This is a genomic window from Paenibacillus algicola (genome assembly GCF_005577435.1).
GTDB lineage: Bacteria > Bacillota > Bacilli > Paenibacillales > Paenibacillaceae > Paenibacillus_AQ > Paenibacillus_AQ algicola.
Map to the genome: position 1 here is coordinate 2,481,329 of NZ_CP040396.1, position 19,272 is coordinate 2,500,600.

Annotated in this window: 18 protein-coding genes and 1 tRNA gene; 2 read left to right on the top strand and 17 right to left on the bottom strand. The window is 51.4% G+C overall.

Features of this window, described 5'->3' with window-relative positions; genetic code table 11:
* Positions 1-179: 179 nt before the first annotated feature.
* Entirely contained in the window at positions 180-1,016 is an 837-nt protein-coding gene (locus E6C60_RS11500; RefSeq protein WP_138227766.1) for a DegV family protein, read from the bottom strand.
* A 199-nt stretch (positions 1,017-1,215) separates the two neighbouring features.
* Between E6C60_RS11500 and E6C60_RS11505 the strand changes: the two genes are divergently transcribed.
* Together E6C60_RS11505 and E6C60_RS11510 are read left to right on the top strand one after the other, a co-directional pair.
* Positions 1,216-1,434, top strand: a complete 219-nt coding sequence (locus E6C60_RS11505) for a hypothetical protein (RefSeq protein ID WP_138225974.1) — start codon at positions 1,216-1,218, stop codon at positions 1,432-1,434.
* Between the two features lie 179 nt (positions 1,435-1,613).
* Positions 1,614-2,876, top strand: a complete 1,263-nt coding sequence (locus E6C60_RS11510) for an MFS transporter (protein ID WP_407669118.1) — start codon at positions 1,614-1,616, stop codon at positions 2,874-2,876.
* 103 nt (positions 2,877-2,979) lie between these two features.
* On the opposite strand, the gene E6C60_RS11515 is transcribed toward E6C60_RS11510, so the two are convergent.
* The 16 genes from E6C60_RS11515 to E6C60_RS11590 form a co-directional block, all read right to left on the bottom strand.
* A complete protein-coding gene (locus E6C60_RS11515; RefSeq protein WP_138227768.1) occupies positions 2,980-3,594 on the bottom strand; it encodes a TVP38/TMEM64 family protein in 615 nt (204 codons plus the stop codon).
* 107 nt (positions 3,595-3,701) lie between these two features.
* Entirely contained in the window at positions 3,702-4,406 is a 705-nt protein-coding gene (locus tag E6C60_RS11520; RefSeq protein WP_138225975.1) for a DsbA family oxidoreductase, read from the bottom strand.
* A gap of 113 nt (positions 4,407-4,519) precedes the next feature.
* Positions 4,520-4,786, bottom strand: a complete 267-nt coding sequence (locus E6C60_RS11525; protein ID WP_138225976.1) for a YqkE family protein — start codon at positions 4,784-4,786, stop codon at positions 4,520-4,522.
* A gap of 34 nt (positions 4,787-4,820) precedes the next feature.
* Positions 4,821-5,552: a ZIP family metal transporter gene (locus E6C60_RS11530; RefSeq protein ID WP_138225977.1), complete on the bottom strand. Its 732-nt coding sequence runs from the start codon at positions 5,550-5,552 to the stop codon at positions 4,821-4,823.
* Positions 5,553-5,627: 75 nt separating this feature from the next.
* Positions 5,628-5,700: transfer RNA gene (locus E6C60_RS11535), tRNA-His, on the bottom strand.
* Between the two features lie 95 nt (positions 5,701-5,795).
* Entirely contained in the window at positions 5,796-7,403 is a 1,608-nt protein-coding gene (locus tag E6C60_RS11540) for an S-layer homology domain-containing protein (RefSeq protein ID WP_233280985.1), read from the bottom strand.
* A 113-nt stretch (positions 7,404-7,516) separates the two neighbouring features.
* Positions 7,517-8,236: a PIG-L family deacetylase gene (locus E6C60_RS11545; RefSeq protein WP_138225979.1), complete on the bottom strand. Its 720-nt coding sequence runs from the start codon at positions 8,234-8,236 to the stop codon at positions 7,517-7,519.
* A gap of 29 nt (positions 8,237-8,265) precedes the next feature.
* Positions 8,266-9,297: an LCP family glycopolymer transferase gene (locus tag E6C60_RS11550; protein ID WP_138225980.1), complete on the bottom strand. Its 1,032-nt coding sequence runs from the start codon at positions 9,295-9,297 to the stop codon at positions 8,266-8,268.
* The gene (locus E6C60_RS11555; RefSeq protein ID WP_138225981.1) at positions 9,294-10,670 is read right to left on the bottom strand and encodes a sugar phosphate nucleotidyltransferase; all 1,377 of its coding nucleotides are present in this window, start codon (positions 10,668-10,670) and stop codon (positions 9,294-9,296) included. The genes E6C60_RS11550 and E6C60_RS11555 overlap by 4 nt, the downstream gene beginning before the upstream one ends.
* A gap of 31 nt (positions 10,671-10,701) precedes the next feature.
* Positions 10,702-11,613: a UTP--glucose-1-phosphate uridylyltransferase GalU gene (galU, locus tag E6C60_RS11560; protein ID WP_138225982.1), complete on the bottom strand. Its 912-nt coding sequence runs from the start codon at positions 11,611-11,613 to the stop codon at positions 10,702-10,704.
* Between the two features lie 20 nt (positions 11,614-11,633).
* Entirely contained in the window at positions 11,634-13,091 is a 1,458-nt protein-coding gene (locus tag E6C60_RS11565; protein ID WP_138225983.1) for an MOP flippase family protein, read from the bottom strand.
* 24 nt (positions 13,092-13,115) lie between these two features.
* Positions 13,116-14,240 (bottom strand): glycosyltransferase, encoded by a 1,125-nt coding sequence (locus E6C60_RS11570; RefSeq protein WP_233281237.1) that lies wholly within the window; start codon positions 14,238-14,240, stop codon positions 13,116-13,118.
* Positions 14,241-14,266: 26 nt separating this feature from the next.
* Positions 14,267-15,397, bottom strand: coding sequence for a glycosyltransferase family 4 protein (locus E6C60_RS11575; protein ID WP_138225985.1), 1,131 nt, complete (start codon positions 15,395-15,397; stop codon positions 14,267-14,269).
* Positions 15,398-15,400: 3 nt separating this feature from the next.
* Positions 15,401-16,708 carry an O-antigen polymerase gene (locus E6C60_RS11580; protein WP_138225986.1) on the bottom strand — a complete coding sequence of 436 codons (1,308 nt, stop codon included), beginning with the start codon at positions 16,706-16,708 and terminating at the stop codon, positions 15,401-15,403.
* Between the two features lie 31 nt (positions 16,709-16,739).
* The gene (locus tag E6C60_RS11585) at positions 16,740-18,083 is read right to left on the bottom strand and encodes a UDP-glucose dehydrogenase family protein (protein WP_138225987.1); all 1,344 of its coding nucleotides are present in this window, start codon (positions 18,081-18,083) and stop codon (positions 16,740-16,742) included.
* A gap of 18 nt (positions 18,084-18,101) precedes the next feature.
* Positions 18,102-19,268 (bottom strand): glycosyltransferase family 4 protein, encoded by a 1,167-nt coding sequence (locus E6C60_RS11590; RefSeq protein WP_138225988.1) that lies wholly within the window; start codon positions 19,266-19,268, stop codon positions 18,102-18,104.
* Positions 19,269-19,272 lie beyond the last annotated feature (4 nt).

Sequence of the window (19,272 nt, forward strand, 5' to 3'; positions counted from 1 at the left end):
TACATAAGATACGTCTCTCATGGAAGCTTGATGTAAACCTTAAGGCTCTACACGTTAATATTATTACAACCAAAGCGGAGACTTAGAAACTTATGTTACAAAATTGAGTTATTTGAAATGATCGCGCTGTATAGGGAAACCGCCCGGGCAATAGCCCCAGGCGGTTAGGATGTGTGTGATTAAGATTTCAAAATCCAGGACAGCGCAATGGTCCCTTCTCCTGCATAAATTCCGGCTACAGGAATAAAGGTCATAATCTCGCTGGGGACCTCGGGGTAGAGCTCACCCAGCTCCCGCTGTACGGACAGCGCCTCCTCCAGATTACCGGCATGCATAATACATATCTTGCTTGTTGAAGCAATATCATTGGATAGGTAATCCAGCATACGCTGCCGTGCTTTTTTGTACGTACGGATCTTCTCGTCAACAATGACTTTTCCGTCATCAAACCGCAAGAGCAGATGAATCTTTAGCAGCTGGCTGAATACGAGCTTTGTGCCTGACATTCTCCCGCCCGCATGCAGTCGCTGGAGGCTAAACGGGATGAGATAAAATTTCGTCATCTCTCTCATTTTGCGGATGCGCTCTGCGATCTCCTCAGCCGAGCATCCGTCCTGATGCCACTGGACCCCGGATTGGATCATCTCCCGGACTGGAAACGCGCCGAATTTGGAGTCAATGGCAATCACGTCTGCCTCAGCAATTTCTGCCGCTTGGATCGAGGTATTCAAGGTTCCGCTCAGACCGGAGGAGCAATGCACAGCTATAATATCATCGTAGCGCTCCTTCAGGGATTCATACAGCTCAATAAATTCGCCGATTGGCGGCTGCGAGCTGCCTACCTTTGGCTCGTTCAGCATTTTCTTATAAAATTGCTCTGCTGAAATATCAACCTGCTCCCGAAATTCCTGATTGCCCAAAATCAGGCGGAGAGGCACCATATAAATATGGTTTTGTTCCATAAAGCTGGGATCTAAGGTACTGGTGCTGTCGGTTACCCAGGCTAATGATCTCATAGGCATGATACAACTCGCTTTCATCTGTTAGATACTGTCTTCTATTAGAATAAATAATATATGATGCTAAGCCAGCGCGCAAATGGGAACGATTTCATAAATATGGCTGTTTAATCATGTGAAGAGCGGGTAATTTCTTGTACAGCAGTTGAATCACAGCATATACAAAATTGAAATGAAATGAAGGAGGAATTACGATATGAGAAAAACAGCATTGTGGACCGCCGTTGGTGCAGGAGCAGCATACTTGCTGCGTAACAAGGACAGCCGTCAGAAGCTCATGAACCAGTTTCAGGATCTGAAGGGTAAGTATTTCTCTAATGCCGAATCAAGCCAATCATCCGTGAGCCAAGGCAGCTCCGTGATGAACACATCGAGCGCATCCGGAAATTCTCTCCAGCGTTCAACAACTTCTTAAATCAGATTGCCGCAATTGCATAGATTTACACAAGGCTTCACCGATGACTCTCCTCGGTGAAGCCTTTTTATATGAACTGGCCTGCGTGCGGAAAAGATATAATTTTTAGTTCATACTTTCTTGAACTCCAAGAACCTGATAGAATAATAAAGCTGTCGAATCAGGTAGGAGGTTGCATCTTGCGCATTTTTCAGAGGCCGGCATCACGTTTTATGAATCTTCCCATTAATATTCGCTTGTTCTTTCTCGCCAATGTTCTTTATCAGATTGGAACCGGGATGTTTGGAGTGTTGTATAACCTGTACATCCGGGATATTGGATATTCCGATGCGATGAACGGCACGGTTGTCAGTGTCCAATCCTTGGCGACTGCCCTTATGTTTATTCCGATTGGTTTTCTGGGTGACCGCGGCAGCCGGAAACAGCTGCTTGTGATTGGAGCTATGCTCAGCGGAATCAGCCTGATCGTCCGCGCCTGGACAGAGCAATCTACCGGTCTGCTCGGATTAGCGGTTGTAACCGGCATCTTTTCCTCTGTGTTTCAGGTGCTCGCCATTCCGTTTCTGGCTGAGAACACAAAGAAGTCCGAACGAATGAGAATTTTCAGCTACCATGCTTCTCTCATGCTGGGAGCTCAAGTGCTCGGGGGAATGGGCGGCGGGTTTCTGGCTGATTTGCTTCAATTCACCGGCATTAGCCGCGTGACGAGCCTCAGCATCGTGCTTATGATCGGCGGCGTCAGCGCCCTGGCCGCGTTCCTTCCATTGCTGTTTACGCAGGAAGTCTCGGCTGTGGCTGAGAAGGAACCGCAGGAAGCTCCTGCGCCCGTACAAACTGAAGCACAAAGGCGTCAAAGCGATCGTCAGGATCTCAAGGTTATTGGCCAATTTACGATTGCCCAGCTCCTCATTGGCCTCGGCTCTGGGCTGGTGGTTCCTTATCTCAATCTGTATTTTACCAACCGTTTCGAGGTTTCGTTGTCCGCCGTTGGCATCCTGATCTCACTGGGACAGATCATGACCATTTTCTCGATGCTCATTGGACCGTGGCTCGTCCGAAGACTAGGAGCTGTGACTTCCGTACTGTGCTTTCAGCTGCTGTCGCTTCCATTTTTGCTGATCACAGGCTTCACTAATATATTTGCCGTAGCCGCCATCGGGTTTCTATTTCGTCAGGCTCTTATGAACGCAGCCAATCCGATTCAGGCGTCTATTCTCGTGGAACGTGTACCGGATCACCGGCGGGGCATTGCAAATTCCTTCACCCAAACCGCCTTCATGATGGGCTGGGCAACGATGGGACCCGTACAGGCGGCGCTCGTGACCCACTACGGAAGCTATTGGGGATATGCTATTACATTCTGTATCACCGGCGTATTATATATTGCTGCATCGTTCATGTACTATTTCATGTTCAGAGAGAAGAAAGCTCAAGCACTTTAGCATAACGCCAGGTACACAAAAAGGCCGAAGAGCAGCTCCGACCGGAGCCGTCCTCGACCTTTTTGCGTTGTTTTGAAACGAATTTCTTCAGCACCCTGTTCACTCAGCCGATCATGCTCTTCTGCTTCCCCAGAACGATGGCCTCCACCTTCTTGCTCACCCATAACAGGAACAGCACCGCAGCCAGCACCACCAGAACCCACAGCGGCTGCTGGATAAAGCTCTCCACATTGGCGCCGATCAAGGAAACGAGCAGCACCATCAAGCCCTTCCCGGGGATCAATGCTGTCAGATAGGAGCCCATTTTCATCCCCCCCAGGCCGGCAGCGATGTTAATTGCCACAAAAGGCCCTATCGGTAAAATGCTGAGAAGAAATACGTAGCTGAAGCCGTTTCGCTGGATCCAGGCCTGACCCTTGAGTACCTTGGGCTTGGCTGCCCATTTCCGGATCAGCGGGATGCTGCCGGCTTTCTGCACGAGATAAAAGGTAAGCACACAGCCGCTGACAATCCCGATCCAGGAGTACAGGAATCCGGCCCAAAGCCCGTAGACCGCCGCATTCAAGCCTACAATCAGAGCCGTGGGCAAGGGGGGCACAAAAGACTTCATAAAGGTTAGCAGAACACCCGGAAGTGGTCCAAGCTCCCGAAAGGTATCTAAAAATAAGGCAAGGGATTCTTCACTCAGCAGTGACATGATTCCGTCTGCCGCAGCCATCTCATTCAAAGCAGGTTCACCTTCTTACCAATCTTCAATAAGAATAGTGTAACGGATTTTAGAGATGTTTTCACAACATTTTTTTATGGAAGCCAGCCGTGATTCAATCAGGAGCAGGCATCATCATTGCAGCTGCCGCCTGGAGCCGCGTTGGCATCCTCAACGAACACCAGCGGAGATGCTTCAGCCGCCGCCTTCTGCAGTGCCTGGGTGAACACCTCGACCGGCTGTGCGCCGGATACAGCGAACTTATGGTCCAGTACGAAGAACGGAACTCCACGGACGCCGATTTCACGAGCCGCCTGCTCATCTGCGAGCACTTCGGAGGAGAACTCCTCACTTTCCAGCACAGAGACTGCTTGATCCCGATTCAAGCCGGCCTGTACGGCAAGGTCTGCAAGCTGCTCTGCATCGTTCAGATCCTTCAAATCGGTGAAGTATGCCTTGAACAGCACCTCTGTCATCTCGTCCAGCTTGCCTTCCTTGTCCGCATATTGCGCCAGACGGTGCGCATTAAACGTATTCGCAGGAATAACGCGGTCCAGATGGTAGGTCAAGCCTGCACGTGCCGCTTGCTCCGTCACACTCCGATTCGCGTCCTCCGCCTGCTGCAGGGTCATGCCATATTTCGCTGCCAGCAGCTCGGTCATGGACACGCCAGGCTCAAAGGACGCACCCGGGCTCAGCTCAAAGCTGCGGAATACAACCTCCACCTGCTCTCTGCCAGGAAAATTCTCTAGTGCCTTCTCCAGATGACGCTTGCCAATATAACAAAAAGGACATACCACGTCCGACCATACTTCAATTTTCATATTGCACCCCTCCATAGCTGTTTCTGCATTTATAACTTACTAATTGTAACATGCTTTATATATGATAACAAACATATGAGCATGAAAAAGGACGGCTCTAAAGAGCCGCCCGCCTATTTATATTTATGCCAATCCATCTTGCTGTTATTGAGCAAATGCTCAAAATCATTGTCCAGGCGCTTCTGCTCCGCCTTCTTCGCCGCTTCGCGCTCCAGACGCTCCTGCTCCCGCTGCTGCGCTTCCGACGCCTTGAGCTCGGCGGAGGTCTTCTTTAATTGCTCCAGCAGTTCCGGATTCAGTAAATCCTTCAAGGTTGCGGGCTTATCTTCATTTCTATTCGGGGCGGCTTCTGTCCGCCTTCTGTTATGCTTTGCAGCCATGTCAATCCTCTCCATTTCTTATGAACCGTTGTCCTTAGCCAAAAAAGAAGCTGATGTACACCATTACCAGCAGGCCCGCGATAAAAGAGTACGTCGAGGGCCGCTCATAGCCGTGTCCGTGACTCTCCGGAATCAGCTCTTTATATACAATAAACATCATGGCTCCGGCAGCAAAGGCCAGACCATACCCGATCATCCAGTCGATATAGCTCGCAGCAAAGTAGCCGGCAACCGCAGAGATCAGCTCCATAATCCCGGTCATAAATACGATCAGAAGCGCCCGCATACGGCTCACCTGACTGTTAATCAGGAACACGGCGAGAATCAGGCCCTCCGGCATATTCTGAGCCCCAATGGAAATGGCTACCATTAACCCCAGGCCTTCATTCTCACTGGCATAGCTGAAGCCTGTGCTCAGCCCTTCCGGAATGTTATGAATAAATAATGCAATGATGACCAGTAACGATGAGGGATCAAATTCTGCCCAGCGCTTTGAACTGGCAGTCTCCGGATTCGGTATTTTCTCACTGATCAGATCCAGCACAAAAATACCTGCCAGTAGGCCCAGGGTCAGGGAGATCATCCCGCCTTCATCCAATGCCTGAGGCATCAGGCCAAACGTGGACGCCGAAACCATAATTCCCGCTGTAAAGGCGACCAGCACATCCTTCCATTTCTCCGAAAGTGTCCGGACAAACAGAAGCGGAATGGCTCCTAGAACCGTAGCCATCGCCGAGATAAAGCTTCCAATTAATGCTGAAACCATGATGGTTATCCCCTTATCATCAGGAAATGAGTATAGCAAAATGGAGAGCTTCCGCTCTCCATTTCCACTTTAAAGGGCGATCGATGGGACTTGAACCCACGAATGCCGGAGCCACAGACCGGTGCGTTAACCCCTTCGCCACGACCGCCATAACAGATGTAATGAACCTGAGACATTAATGTATCATGATTACTATCTGCTTGGCAAGTTGTAATATTTTCCTGCTAATAAACAGTTGTTACATTAGAACTTGAAATCATAGCTCTGATATTTCCGCGCATTTCGGACGGCGCTCCATAGCTCTTTATTTTCAGCACCGGAGTACCAATAAGCGATTCCCGCGAGTCCTCGATCTGCTGCAAGAAGATGCTTGAGCGTAAGAGATCTTTCTTCTTCCGTCCATATGCTGTAGGCGGTACCCTTCTGGGTGTAGTCAGCGATATACTGCCCGGCAAGGGCGTCCCAGCGCAGACGTGCAGAAGGGAGCGCCGACAGCTGCTGCTGCTCGGTTAACGTAATATCCCGTGATAAAGCCGGGTCACTTCTATTCCAGGCCCTTGTATATAGCGGCAGCGCAAGAATAATCTTAGAAGCTGGCATCTGCGTTAATAACTGATCTACCGCAGAGGTAACCCAGGGAAGAGAGGCAACGGATCCCGCCTTCTGAGAACCGCTCCAGTGCTCTTCATAAGCCATAAGGACGGTATAATCGGCGGCATAGCCAATAGCCTCCATATCAAAGGCTGCTGTCCAGTCCGTGCCGAGATCGGGAGAGACATCCACCGACAAGACGGCTCCTATTGGATGCAGCGCAGCCGACAGCTCCGACACGAACAGGGTCATCAGCTCCCGATCCTGCGGAGATACATTCTCAAAATCCAGATTAATGCCGGCGAGCTGGTACCGCGACACATATCCGGCAACAGATTGAATGACACTTTTGCGCTGAGCAGCATCTTGAAGCATTCGGTGGGTGGACTCTTTGTTGAACCGATTCCCCAGCATTGCCCACACGGCCACACGTTTTTGGCGGCTCCACTGCAGAATCTGATCATTCGTATGATTGGAAACTGATCCGTCCTCATTGAGAAAGTACCATCTCGGGGACACCGTATTCAGCCCTGCCCGCTCTGCGTAGGCCATATATTGTGCTGCCGTACCCTGATAAAACCAGCCCATGGAGATGTCTGAAGCTGCAGTCTGACCATATGAATCCAGTGCTCTCTTCACGCTCCCGGATTGAAGGATATTACTCAGCAGCATGACAGCCTCTTGTCGCGTGATTGCAGCCCCTGGCCGGAAATAGCCTTGACTGCCCTGCATCCAGCCCAAGGATGTAACGGTGTTCACCTCTTCCCGGGCCCAGCCGGAGATGTCGTCCATATCCTTATAGCGGAGAGTCAGGTTGCCTTGCCCGGCTGCCGGATCTGAGGGCTGCTTCATCGCTCTTGCCGCAAGTGCGGCTGCCTCTTCCCGTGTAATCCGGCTGGTAGGATCAAATCTCCGCTCTTCCTTGCCCTTCACCATGGACAGGTTAACAGCAGCATGAATCCATCCGTATGACCAGGACTGAGGGGTGACATCATCAAAGGCACGGATGCTGCTGTAGACCGGCTCCAATGCTAACAGCCGGACCAGCATGGCCGTAAATTCAGCCCTTGTAACCGGCTTTTTCGGAAAAAAATGTCCGTGGCCATCCCCCGACACTATGCCCCTTGCAGCCAGGCTGTGTATATCAGCTTGGGCATAGCTCCCTTCCAAATCTGTAAATTTTACAGATGCAGCAGCTTCGTGGACCACACTCGTAAATAGAAGCATCCCTGCCAGCAGAAGCATCATGATCTTTTTCAAATAGTAACGCCTCTCTTCTATGTTCATCACTCTGATCCTACTACCATATCAAAGAAATGAAAGAGGACGCACTGTGTAGTTATTGGTAATTGCAAATAGCCCCGAGCTTGTGCTCAGGGCTTGTGATAATAGGAGACCGGTTTTTTCATAACGGTGTCAATACACTTCTTGACCGAATGATAGCCAATGGCAAAGCGTCCCTCAGTAGGCTCCCATATCGTATATTCCTTCAGGGAAGCTACAACCAGGTGACTGCTCTTCACCGTCGTTTCTTTCAAAATGTGACGCCTGCCCTTTTCCTTTAAAGCTTTTCTTAGATTGTAAGGCTCCACATAGAACCTCAGATCCTGAATCACGCCCTGCTCATATAGGCCTTGAGCCGCCAAGCCCATATTGGCGTGATCCCGGTGATTTCCGCCGGCATACGTGAAGGTCTTTACTCTGGCCTGCGGATAACGATCCAGAAACTCCATGATGACCTGCTTGCAGCCTTCCACGGTGGTAGTCCCGTCCTGCATCAGATAGGAGGAATAGTGAATCCACTGCGGCGGAAGACCCAGCGCTTTACAGGAGCGCTCAAATTCGACATTTCGGCAGACGGAAAAGGCAGCTTCATCGAGTATCGCATAGCCTTCGTTATGGGGGTCAAGCTTTTTCTTGAGCAGCGAGCTCTTCTCTTCCCCGTTCAGCTGCCTTCTAACGCCGGAGGACGCTCCATCTGTATATAAAATGACGTGACATTCATCATGCTGATCCAGATGATTGCGGATGCCCGCACCAAACGTCAGGGCTTCATCATCCTGATGGGGGACAAAAAATAAATTTACGGCCATATGCTTCTCCTTCCTCTCATGCCAAGACTTCAGCTTGAAGATTGCAGCTGCTGCAAAATTGAAGTCGTTATTCGCTGTCGTTCTCCCGGACTCACTATATAATAGTAGATATTGTTTATGATGGCTCCGTCCCCCTGGATTTCGTCCCTCTCAATGGTGTCGAGATCAGGCCTGTATTCAGTAAACAACCACTTTATATCCTCCAGGGTTACATTCGTTTTGGTGCTGACCTTCACTTCTTCCAAAATGTCTGTCACTTTAGTCACGCTCGACAGCCGCTTGGCCTGATCCATAATGGCGGCGAGAACCTGTTGCTGTCTGGCATTCCGACCGAGATCACCGCGGGGATCACCGTAACGCATTCTTGAGAATAGCAACGCCTCCTCACCGTTTAAGGACAGCGTGCCTGCCGGATAATCCACACCATCTATGGAGAAGGCAAAGGGATTGTCCACCACAATGCCGCCCAGAAGATCAATGATTTGCGCAAAGCCCTCCATATTCACTTTTACATAGTAATCCATAGGAACATCCAGAAACTGCTCAATGCTTCGGATTGACATAGAGACACCGCCAAAGGCGTAGGCATGATTGATTTTATCCACGGTGCCACGGCCCACGATCTCGGTACGAGTATCCCTGGGAATATGAATCATCTTCACGGAGTGCTTATCCGGATTCACGGCCAGCACCACGATCACATCTGATCGTCCCACATCATTCTCCCGCTCATCCACGCCGAGAATGGCCAGCGTAAAGGGGTCTCTCTTGCTGAGCTCTGGCGGGCCCTGCCGGACAGATCCGGCGGCTTCAGCAGCAGGCTGCACCTCTGCAGCAGTCCTGTTCTTCTGCGCAGCAGGCATGGAAGGCTGGGATGGCGGCACTGTCGTCACCGATTCCATTACAGAGGGACTGGAGGTTACCGGCGTTTCCAAATCCAGCGGCTCATAGATCGCACTCATGGTGCCCTTTACAGCTTGATATAAATAGAGGCTGTATACACAGCCTCCTATCAATATAATTGCGCTGATTATGAGAATCAGCTTCTTCCAGCGCTTCATGAGGGAATCTTCCTGGCAGAGCAGTGCGCTTCAACTTCCTCCCAGGTGCTATACATCTCGATAATATCATCCTCCTGCAGCACGGAGCCCTTCTGGACCTCGATAAACTCCACATCACTATCCGCCTTAATTCCATAATAGACGTGAGAAGGGATCGTAAAGACATCGCCGCTCTTGATGTCAAACACCTCATCATTGAAGACCAGCACACCTTCTCCGCTAACAATGTTCAGTGTGGTGCTCCGCTGGCAGTGCTTCTGATAGCTCAGGCATTTCCCTTCCCAGAGACAAATGCGCCGGGTGAGGACCTCCTCCTCCTGCTCATATTTCGTATAATCCAGCACCCGGTACCAGCCCCAGCTTCGCTCTTCATACATCGGCTGCTGATCCGGCGCTACCATATCCTTGACGCGCGGGCTTGCGCTTTTGTCAGACACTAGAATGCCGTCCGGGCTTACCGCAACCACAGCATTGGAGAGGCCAATAACAGTCACCGGAATATCCAGCTCATTGATTAGATGCGTGTTGTCGCAGTCCTCACTGATTCTTCCTTCTCCGATCTGCTGGACGCCCATATTTTCCGTCAGCGTGTTCCAGGTGCCAAGATCCTTCCAGCAGCCTTCATAAGGCAGCACAGCAATATGCTTCTCTTTCTCCACCACCTCATAATCGAAGCTGATCTTCGGCAGCTGGCTGTATTTCTTATTCAGCTCCTCATATTGAACCGGAATCTTGGATTGAAACAGCTTGTCAATCATATAGCCGAGCTTGAAAGCAAACACGCCGCAATTCCAGAGCGCCTGCTCCGCCATCAGCTCCTCCGCTCTCTCCTCTGTCGGCTTCTCCGTAAAGCCTGCTGCGCGCATGACACCATTGGCCGTGGAGGTTTTCTCAGGAATAATATAGCCGTATTTCGAGGACGGATAGGTCGGAGTCACGCCCATGAGGGCAATCCCGGCATCAGTATTCTCCAGCACCTGTTCCAGCTCTTTGATTTTCTCGAAAAAATGGTCCTCCACATAAGGATCCACCGGCAATATGCATACCGTTTCGTCCAGCGATACCCCTTTCAAGGAATACAGATAAGAGGCTGCCAGGGCAATCGCCGGAAACGTATCTCGGCGTTCCGGCTCAGCGATAATGGGCACCGGGCCAAGCTGATTCTGCAAAATTTCCACCTGCTTGCTGCTGGTAGCAATCAGCGTCGATTGATCCAGGCCGGCCGCCTTGATTTGTCCCCAGACTCGCTGGACCATGGACTCCATTTCCAGGTCTTCATTCTCCAGCACCTTCAGGAATTGCTTGGATCTGGCATCGTTCGACAATGGCCACAGCCGTTTACCGGAGCCTCCGGACAGCAATACTAATTTCATTTCCATCCCTCCATCGTGTAAGTATGATCCATCATACGATCTTCAGACTGCTCTGCGCCTCTACCTTGGACTGCTCTGATTCAACAATGGTTTCCAGCAAGTAATTTTTGAGCGGCAGTCCGATCCCGTCCCGCTTCAGCGCGAAGTCAATATTGGCCTTCAAATATCCGAGCTTGCTGCCGACATCATACAGCTTGCCTTCGTAACAGAAGCTATACATCTCCTGCTGCTGCGCCAGCGCCTTCAATGCGTCTGTCAGCTGAATTTCGCCGCCTACACCGGCCTCCTGATGCTCCAGGAGATCCATAATTTCCGGATGGAGAATATATCTGCCGATCATGGCCAGGTTGGAGGGAGGGTTCACCTTCGGTTTTTCGACCAGGTTTGTGATCCGCTGCATTTTACCATTCACAGCTTCCCCTTCAATGACGCCATAGCTGCTCACATCCTTCCAGGGCACACTCTCTACCGCGACGATGCTGGACTCGTGCTGGTCATAGACATCGATCATCTGCTTCAGGCAAGGCACCTCATGGTCGATTATCATATCCCCTAGTAGAACTGCAAAGGGCTCGTGGTTAATAAATTTACGCGCACACCAGATGGCATGTCCCAGACCGAGCGGTTCTTTCTGACGAACACAATGGATCTCTACCAGATTGGAGACGCTGCGGACAATTTCCAGAAGCTCATCCTTGTTCTTCTCCTCCAGATCAGCCTCCAGCTCGATATTTTTGTCAAAATGATCCTCAATCGCCCGCTTACTCCGTCCTGTCACGATAATAATATCCTCAATCCCTGAAGAGATGGCTTCCTCGACGATATACTGAATCGTTGGCTTGTCCACGATCGGCAGCATTTCCTTGGGCATTGCTTTGGTGGCCGGTAAAAAACGGGTTCCTAGTCCTGCAGCGGGAATGATTGCTTTCGTTACCTTTGTCATTGAAAAGCCCTCCTCTGGGGTTATGGAATACTCTTGCGATGAATGATTTGCCGCGCACTGGCGATCAGGCCGGGATTAAATAGGAGAATGGAGGCACCGTAGAAGAGCACTCCACAAGCCACCTGGATGATGAAATGAACCTCACTTGCAAAAAGCCAATCGGCTAGCCGGTTGAGCAGCAGTACCCCGGCCACCATGACGGCTCCAAAGCTTAATCCGGGCAGCATGCTTTTGACATAGTCGGCTCCGCACGGTCCCAGCATTCGCTTGACAGCGAACAGGTACTGCACTACGACCAGGGCGGTTTGAACGAGTAAATAAGCGACAGCCACGCCAATTACACCGCCCAGATACGCTCCGATGAACAGGCCCGGTGCCTGAATGACCATGCTGATCAGGGTGAACTGAAAATAGACATCGGTGCGGCCCTTAGACTGAAGGAGCGGCTGCACCGGCAGCGTCAATGTGCGTACCAGGAGTGTCGCCGACAGAATCTGAATAATAAGGACACTTGGAATCCATTGCTCTCCGAACACGAAAGGAACGAGAGCGGGAGCGGTGACCAGAATCCCCATATAGATCGGCGCATTCAAGTAGCTGACATAGCTCATGACCTTCACATATCCGTTTCGAAGCAGCTCCTGCTGCATCTGCATCTTGGCAAAGATCGGCAGGCTGACGGTGTTAATTAGCGGCGACAGCTTCTGAATGGGCATATTGCATAGCTGAAACGCAAAGCTGTAATATCCCAGGGTCTGGGCTCCGAACATCCGTCCGATGATCATATAATCCAGATTGTAGATCAGGGACTGCAGCAGATTGGAGAACATTTGATAGACACCAAACCGGAGATAGCCCTTCAAATCTTTTCTCGCAAAATGTAATCTTGGCGTCCATCGGCGCCAGCCCAGAAACAGAAGTCCAACCGATTTAATCAATGCATTGCCTAAATAGGAGCCGACCAGCGCATATACGCCAAATCCGAAATAGGCACCGGCCAGGGCAATGATAAACCCGCCTACGTAAGCCGCGATCTGAATTTTTGAAATGTTGTCAAACTCCAGCTCCTTGCGGCACAGCACCTCAAACTGCTGGCCAAAGGCCGGAATGAGGCAGAGCAGCGACATCCACCTTATCGGATTGATGAGCGCCGGTTCCTCGTAGAAGGCAGCCACATAAGGGGCAGATAACCAGATGAGCAAGGAAATAAGAGCACTCATGCCCAGATTCAAAAGATACAGGCTGGACAGATGATTCCGGGTGACATCCTGCCGGTGAATTATGGCATTGGAGATGCCCATGTCCGTTAAATTTACGGCGGCAGCGACAATCACCATAATCATTCCCATGAGTCCATAATCCTTCGGCGAGAGCAAATGGGACACCATGATCAGCTGCAGCAGCTGCACGATAATCGACACCACCGTACCGAGGCTGGACCATTTCATAGCATGAATCCCTTTAGCCTTTAAAGACATGCAAGTCACTACTCCTCGTTACTGTTATAGGTTGTCGATAAAAGCAAGCAGCTGCGCTGCTTTGGAATGCCAGGCCTGAGAAGCCGCACGTCGCTGAACCTCTTCCCTGGAGCTTCTCTCACTTAACGCCCTCTCAAGCTGGGCAGCCATATCATCCAAGTCATGATAGAAATACAGATGCTGTTCATCTCTGCGCGACAGCTCTGGCGTCTTCGTCACGACTGCCGGGAGACCTGCTGCCATATACTCGTACAGCTTCATCGGACTTCGGCCGGCGTTCGCCGGATGGTGACTGAGCGGCAGCAGCGCCACATCTGAGTGCTGCAGGAAGGCCGGGATTCGCGAGTAAGGCTTGGCCCCGAGAAGATGCAAATTAGTTAATCCTTGAAATGCACGGGCCGCTGCTTCCGGGCAGGGGCCGACAATGACGAAGCTGATGTGCGGCTTGTTCTGTGCCAGTCTTGCAAGACCTTCCACATCCAATCGTTCATCAATCGCTCCCACATAAATCGCGCGTGGACCCGCAATAGACTTCAGCTCCTCCGGTTCGTCCGCCGGGGTGGAGAAATGCTCATACTCCACGCCATTCTCCAGAATCATGGAAGGAAGCTGGGGATTATAGGCAATCAGCTCGTCATGGACTGGCGCGGAAGTGGATACCAGCGCAGATACGCGGCCTAACAGCTCCGCCTCTGCCTGGGCCACAACGGGATCGCCAGTCATTTTGCTGTAAATATCCGTTGGCCGGTATACCGTTCTTTTCGGCTGCAGCAGCTGGTCCAGCCCGACGAATCGCGGCTGATCCATAAGCAGCAGATCAATATTTTCCATCCCGTGCTGCTTCATCAAGCCGCGCAGGGAGGGAAGCATCCAGTTCCGTTTTGTTTTTTTGTAAAAAGGACCTGCGATCTCCCAAGGAAGCAAGGACATCGGCACCGCGTTCACAGGCCCTTCCTCCAAGCTCCGGGCACGTCCTCTCCACAGCCTGAAGCGGTTCTGTATATCACGATTGTTCCATTTCAGGGCATGGAAGGGACTGAGCGGTGTGCTGACATGCATGACGCGATGTCCTAATTTGTTCATTTCCCGGGCGAGATGATGGGAGCCAACCACGAAGTCTCCGCCCATATAAGTATGACTAGCGAACATGATATTCACGTGACACTCCTCCTTTCCTATCCGGTTTCACTTCGGCTGGCATTGTTGATAGGGATTTCATGGGTCCGGGGATCGGCCGTGATGGCCGCGAACGTTTCTTTGGCACAGCGTTCCCAAGAGAACTTGCTGGACTGCTCGAACCCTCTGGCTCTCATCTGATCCTGCAAATCGGGATCCTCCAGCACCCTTTGAATCTTGCTCGCTATATCCCTCCAGTCATAAGGATCACAGTAAATCGCAGCCTCTCCGCACACTTCCGGAATCGAGGCCGTGTGTGATGCGATGACCGGACAGCCGCAGGTCATGGCTTCCAGTGGCGGAAAGCCAAAGCCTTCGTAGAAGGAAGGAAATACGAAGCAGGCGGCATGCTCATAAAGCGCCCTGAGCTCCTCCTCTTCGACATAGCCGAGGTATTTCACGCTGTCGGGCAGCTCTCCTTGCTCCTGAAACAGCTTCGGGTTACTCCCGCCGGCGATGACGAAATCCACATTCTCCACATTCAAATGCTGAATGGCTTTGACAATAGAGCCGAAATTTTTGTTTGGGCTCATGCTGCTGACAGCTAGCACAAAGGGCTTGTCCAGCCCATGCTTCTTCAGTACCTCGTGATCAGCAGCGGCTCGCAGCACATGCTCCCGGCCGTGCGGAATGACCCTCATCTTGCTCGAAGGGATCCCGCAATAGCGAATCAGCTGATCCTTGGAGAAGGTGGAACAGGTTAAGATCTGCTGGGACAGAAGCCCTAAAGCCGGAAACATGATCTTGTACCAAAGACGGAACAAGCGGGAATACGTGTCCGGTACGGCATACACAGCAGCGTCATGCAAGGTGACCGCCTGCTTTCTTTTGAACAAAGGTGCGGTGTTGCACGGATTAAGCAGCAGATGACGGAAGGCATGCACGGGCAGCTCCAGCTGCTCCCACAGATGCCCTTTGAGCGCCCCCACCTGCTTGATCCGAATGACGGACAGGTTCAATGCCGGCAGCTCCACTTTAGGAGTCAAAACAATAAACTCATAATGCTCAAAGCCTTCTGCCTTGCGAGAGGACAGATCATCCAGGGCTTGAATGAGCTCCAGTCCGTAACGCTGAACTCCCGTCACGGGGTGAGTTAGAAAACGGCCGTTGATGTAGATGGTTTGAGTCACAGGCTATGCTCTCCTTCCGGCTGGCTGCCAGCTGACCAGCTTTTTGGCATTATAGTGAAGCATGAATGTAAACGTCAGAAGGACAATCCAGCATGGGAAAAACCGGCCGCTGCTGAAATACAAATATCGTGGAATCTCCAGGATTCCGACCATCCAGATCGGATACAGGACCATGCCCAGGGTCCCTCCATGTTTAAATCCTGCATACAGCATGCCGCTGACATAGCCGATCAGACCCCAGAACAGCAGCGCCTCGCCCAGACTGTAATCCTGATAAGGAAGCATCAAGCCGGACGGATTGTTAAATTCGGGGTTGCCCCAGCTCTCCAGCGTGGTATTGATTCCCGCCTCAGGATTAATGCCGAATGCAGAGAAGTAGGCATCTCCGCTCATTCCGGGAAATTTCCAGATCCACTCCAGCGTGAAATACGGAAAGGGAACGGATTGGAATCCAAGCTGCTCCAGATACAGTGTCCCTGTGTTCAGCGCCGTTACGTAATAGCCGAAGAAGCGAGTGACAATGAACTCCCAGAAGGAGGGATACACATTCACATAGAAGCTGAGCCAGGATCTGAAATACTCGCTAATTCCAAAAAATCCGATCAGTGCAGCCAGACCGATCAAGGGATAGTAATGCACCAGCCGCAGCTTTTTACCTTGTTTCTGCTTTACCGCCAGCATAATGATAATCGCCGGAAGCAGAATCTCCATGAGCGCGAGACGCTCGGAGAAGAAGATGGCCCGGACCAGCGTCAGCAGCACGACAATGGCCAGCATCCCGTTAAAAGTTCTCTTGCCGTTTGAGACCTGGTAATACACGGCCAGGATGACAAACGGAATTCCGAAATTCGTAAAAGAGGTCACGCCGGTGATGCTCTTGAAGTTCTCGGTAATATCATAAATTGCGCCCGGCTCGCCCTTCACTACATTGAGAAAAAGGGACAGCGTGAAGCCGTTCTGCAGCATAATCAGGAACCAGGCTGCGTATCCGAACAGGGTCAAGGTGAATAGCAGCTTGATCCAGGCCTTTATGTATCCTTCCTGATGCTTCAGCATGCTTGAGAACACTTGCTCCCGCGCAGGCCTTCTTGCTCCAGCAGTCAGGGAAGCAATTACGCTTCCCGCGATAAAGCAGACTGCCGGCAGAATCAGGAACTCTAGGTTGCCATCATGGATATATTTGTCTACCCGATAAAAGGTAATATAGCTGTCTCCTGGAATCAGGTAGGCTCCTGCCACGACGATGCTTATCAGCAGCAGGAACAAGTACGTCGGGTTCATCCACCAGATGGATAAGCTTCTTGCTTTCATGACATCGCTCCCTTGGTGCACAGCGGCTAGATTAGCTGAGCATCATGCTCTCTTCCTTGTAAGGATATAATCCTCCGATGTCTGGCCGGCCGATCGAATAGTATTGAAAGTCTGTCTGGCTGACCTGCTCGCGGGAATAGACATTCCGGCCGTCAATCAGGATAGGCTGCTTCATGAGCTGCTGCAGCTCCTTCAGATCCTGATCCTGAAACTCCGCCCAATCGGTCAGGAGACACAGGGCATCACATTCGGCAGCAGCCGCCTTCGCATCAGGGCTCCATATTACTAAATCCTCATGACGGAAGCTTTTGCGGAAATTGTCTGCCGCGATGGGATCATAGGCTTTCACGATGGCGCCTTCCTGCAGCAGCTCCTCCATTATCTCCATGGCTGGCGTCTCTCGCACATCGTCCGTATTCGGCTTAAAAGCCAGCCCCCAGATTCCGATCTGCTTGTCCTTCAAATCACCAAGGCAGTGCTTGAGCTTCGCAATGACATTGAAGCGCTGATCCTTATTGACCTCAACGACTGATTTCAACAGCTTGAACTCATAGTCTACGTTTCCGGCAATTTGAATCAATGCATCTGTGTCCTTAGGGAAGCAAGAGCCGCCATAGCCGATGCCGGCTTGCAGGAAGGAAGAGCCAATCCGCCGGTCCTGTCCCATGCCTGCCGCGACCTCGGTCACATCGGCCCCCACCTTTTCACAGATGTTCGCAATTTCATTAATGAATGAGATTTTCGTGGCCAAAAAAGCATTGGACGCATACTTGATCATCTCTGCACTGCGGATATCCGTGATCATAATATTGCTGCTCAAGGGCCGGTGCAGCTCTGCCATCTTCGCGGCGACGCGCTCGTCCTCCGTCCCGATAATGACCCGATCAGGATGAAGAGTGTCCTGCACGGCCGTCCCTTCCCGCAGAAATTCCGGTGTAGATACGACATCGAAGGGATGCTGGGACAGCTGCTGCATGATGGATGAGATCAAGTCATTCGTGCCGACAGGAACGGTGCTCTTGGTGACAATGATTTTGTAGCCATTCATCTCCAGTGCAATGTCCTGAGCCGCCTGCTTGATATAGGTCAGGTCAGCCTCACCGCTTGCAAGGGGCGGGGTTCCTACGCAGATAAATATGATGTCTGCCTCCTGCACCGCCTCTGACAGCCGGCTTGTAAATTTCAGTCGGCCCTGGGATTGATTCTTCTGGATTAACTCCTTCAGTCCCGGCTCATAGATCGGGACATGCCCCCGGTTCAGCTGCTTTATTTTGTCCTGATTACTGTCCACACAGGTCACCTGATTGCCAATCTCGGAGAAGCACACGCCGGATACCAGCCCTACATAACCCGTTCCAATAAACGTCAAGTTCATCTGATCTTCTCCTTTTCTTTATAGTACTTGTGGTATTTCAAGGTCTGTGCTCCGCAAGCGGGACGCACTCTTTACAGCCAGCTTGGCGTCAATGAAATCCTTCAAATTCCGCTTGAAGGCATCCGGAGTGAAGGACATTGCGTTTCTCCGGCATTGTTCCGGTGAGATTCTGCGGCCTTCTGCTTCAAACCGCTGTACGCCTGCAATGATAGAGCCAACACTTTGCTCCTCGAAGAACACGCCGGTTGGATTCGGCGAATCCAGCCCCTGGATCGTTTCCAGAGAGCCGCCTTTTCCATAAGCAATGACTGGGGTTCCGCAAGCCTGGGCCTCCACGACCGTAATACCGAAATCCTCTTCGGCAGCGAACACAAACGCCTTCGCCCGCTGCATCCGCTCAATGAGCACCTCATCCTCCTGGTAGCCCAAGATCTGAACGTTGCTGCCAGCCCGCTGCCGAACCTTTTCCATTTCCGGTCCGTCTCCGATCACGACCAGCTGTTTATCCGGCATCTTCGAGAATGCTTCCACGATGAGATCCATCTTCTTATATGGAACCATTCGCGAGGCGGTCAGATAGAAATCGTCCTTCTCTTCCTGATAAGCGAAGGCCGAGACGTTAGCCGGCGGATAGATCACCTGGGATTCACGGCGATAGACCTTCCAGATCCGGCTGGAGATGAATCCGGAGTTCGCGATGAAATAATCCACTCCATTGGAGGTGCGGTAATCCCACATTCTTATTTTGCTAAGCATCCATTTGGCAGCCATTCCCTTCAGGCCCTTTTGAAGTCCGGATTCCTTCAGGTATTGGTGCTGCAGGTCCCAGGCATAGCGGATTGGTGAATGCACGTAAGAAATATGAAGCTGATTCGGCCCGGTGATGACCCCCTTCGACACCGCGTGAGAGCTCGACAGAATCAGGTCGTACGGAGATAAGTCAAACTGCTCAACAGCCATGGGCATAAGCGGAAGATATTGCCGATATTTCTTTTTGGCAAGCGGCAGCTTCTGAATAAAAGAGGTATGCACTTCCTTGCCCCGCAGAAACTGCCGCTCTGAGCCGCTCAGGAAATCAACCGTACTGAAGAGATCTGCTTCCGGGAAAAGCTCCAGCATCTGCTCCAGCACCTTTTCCGAGCCTGCATAAGTGGTCAGCCAATCATGTACAATTGCAACCTTCATGCTG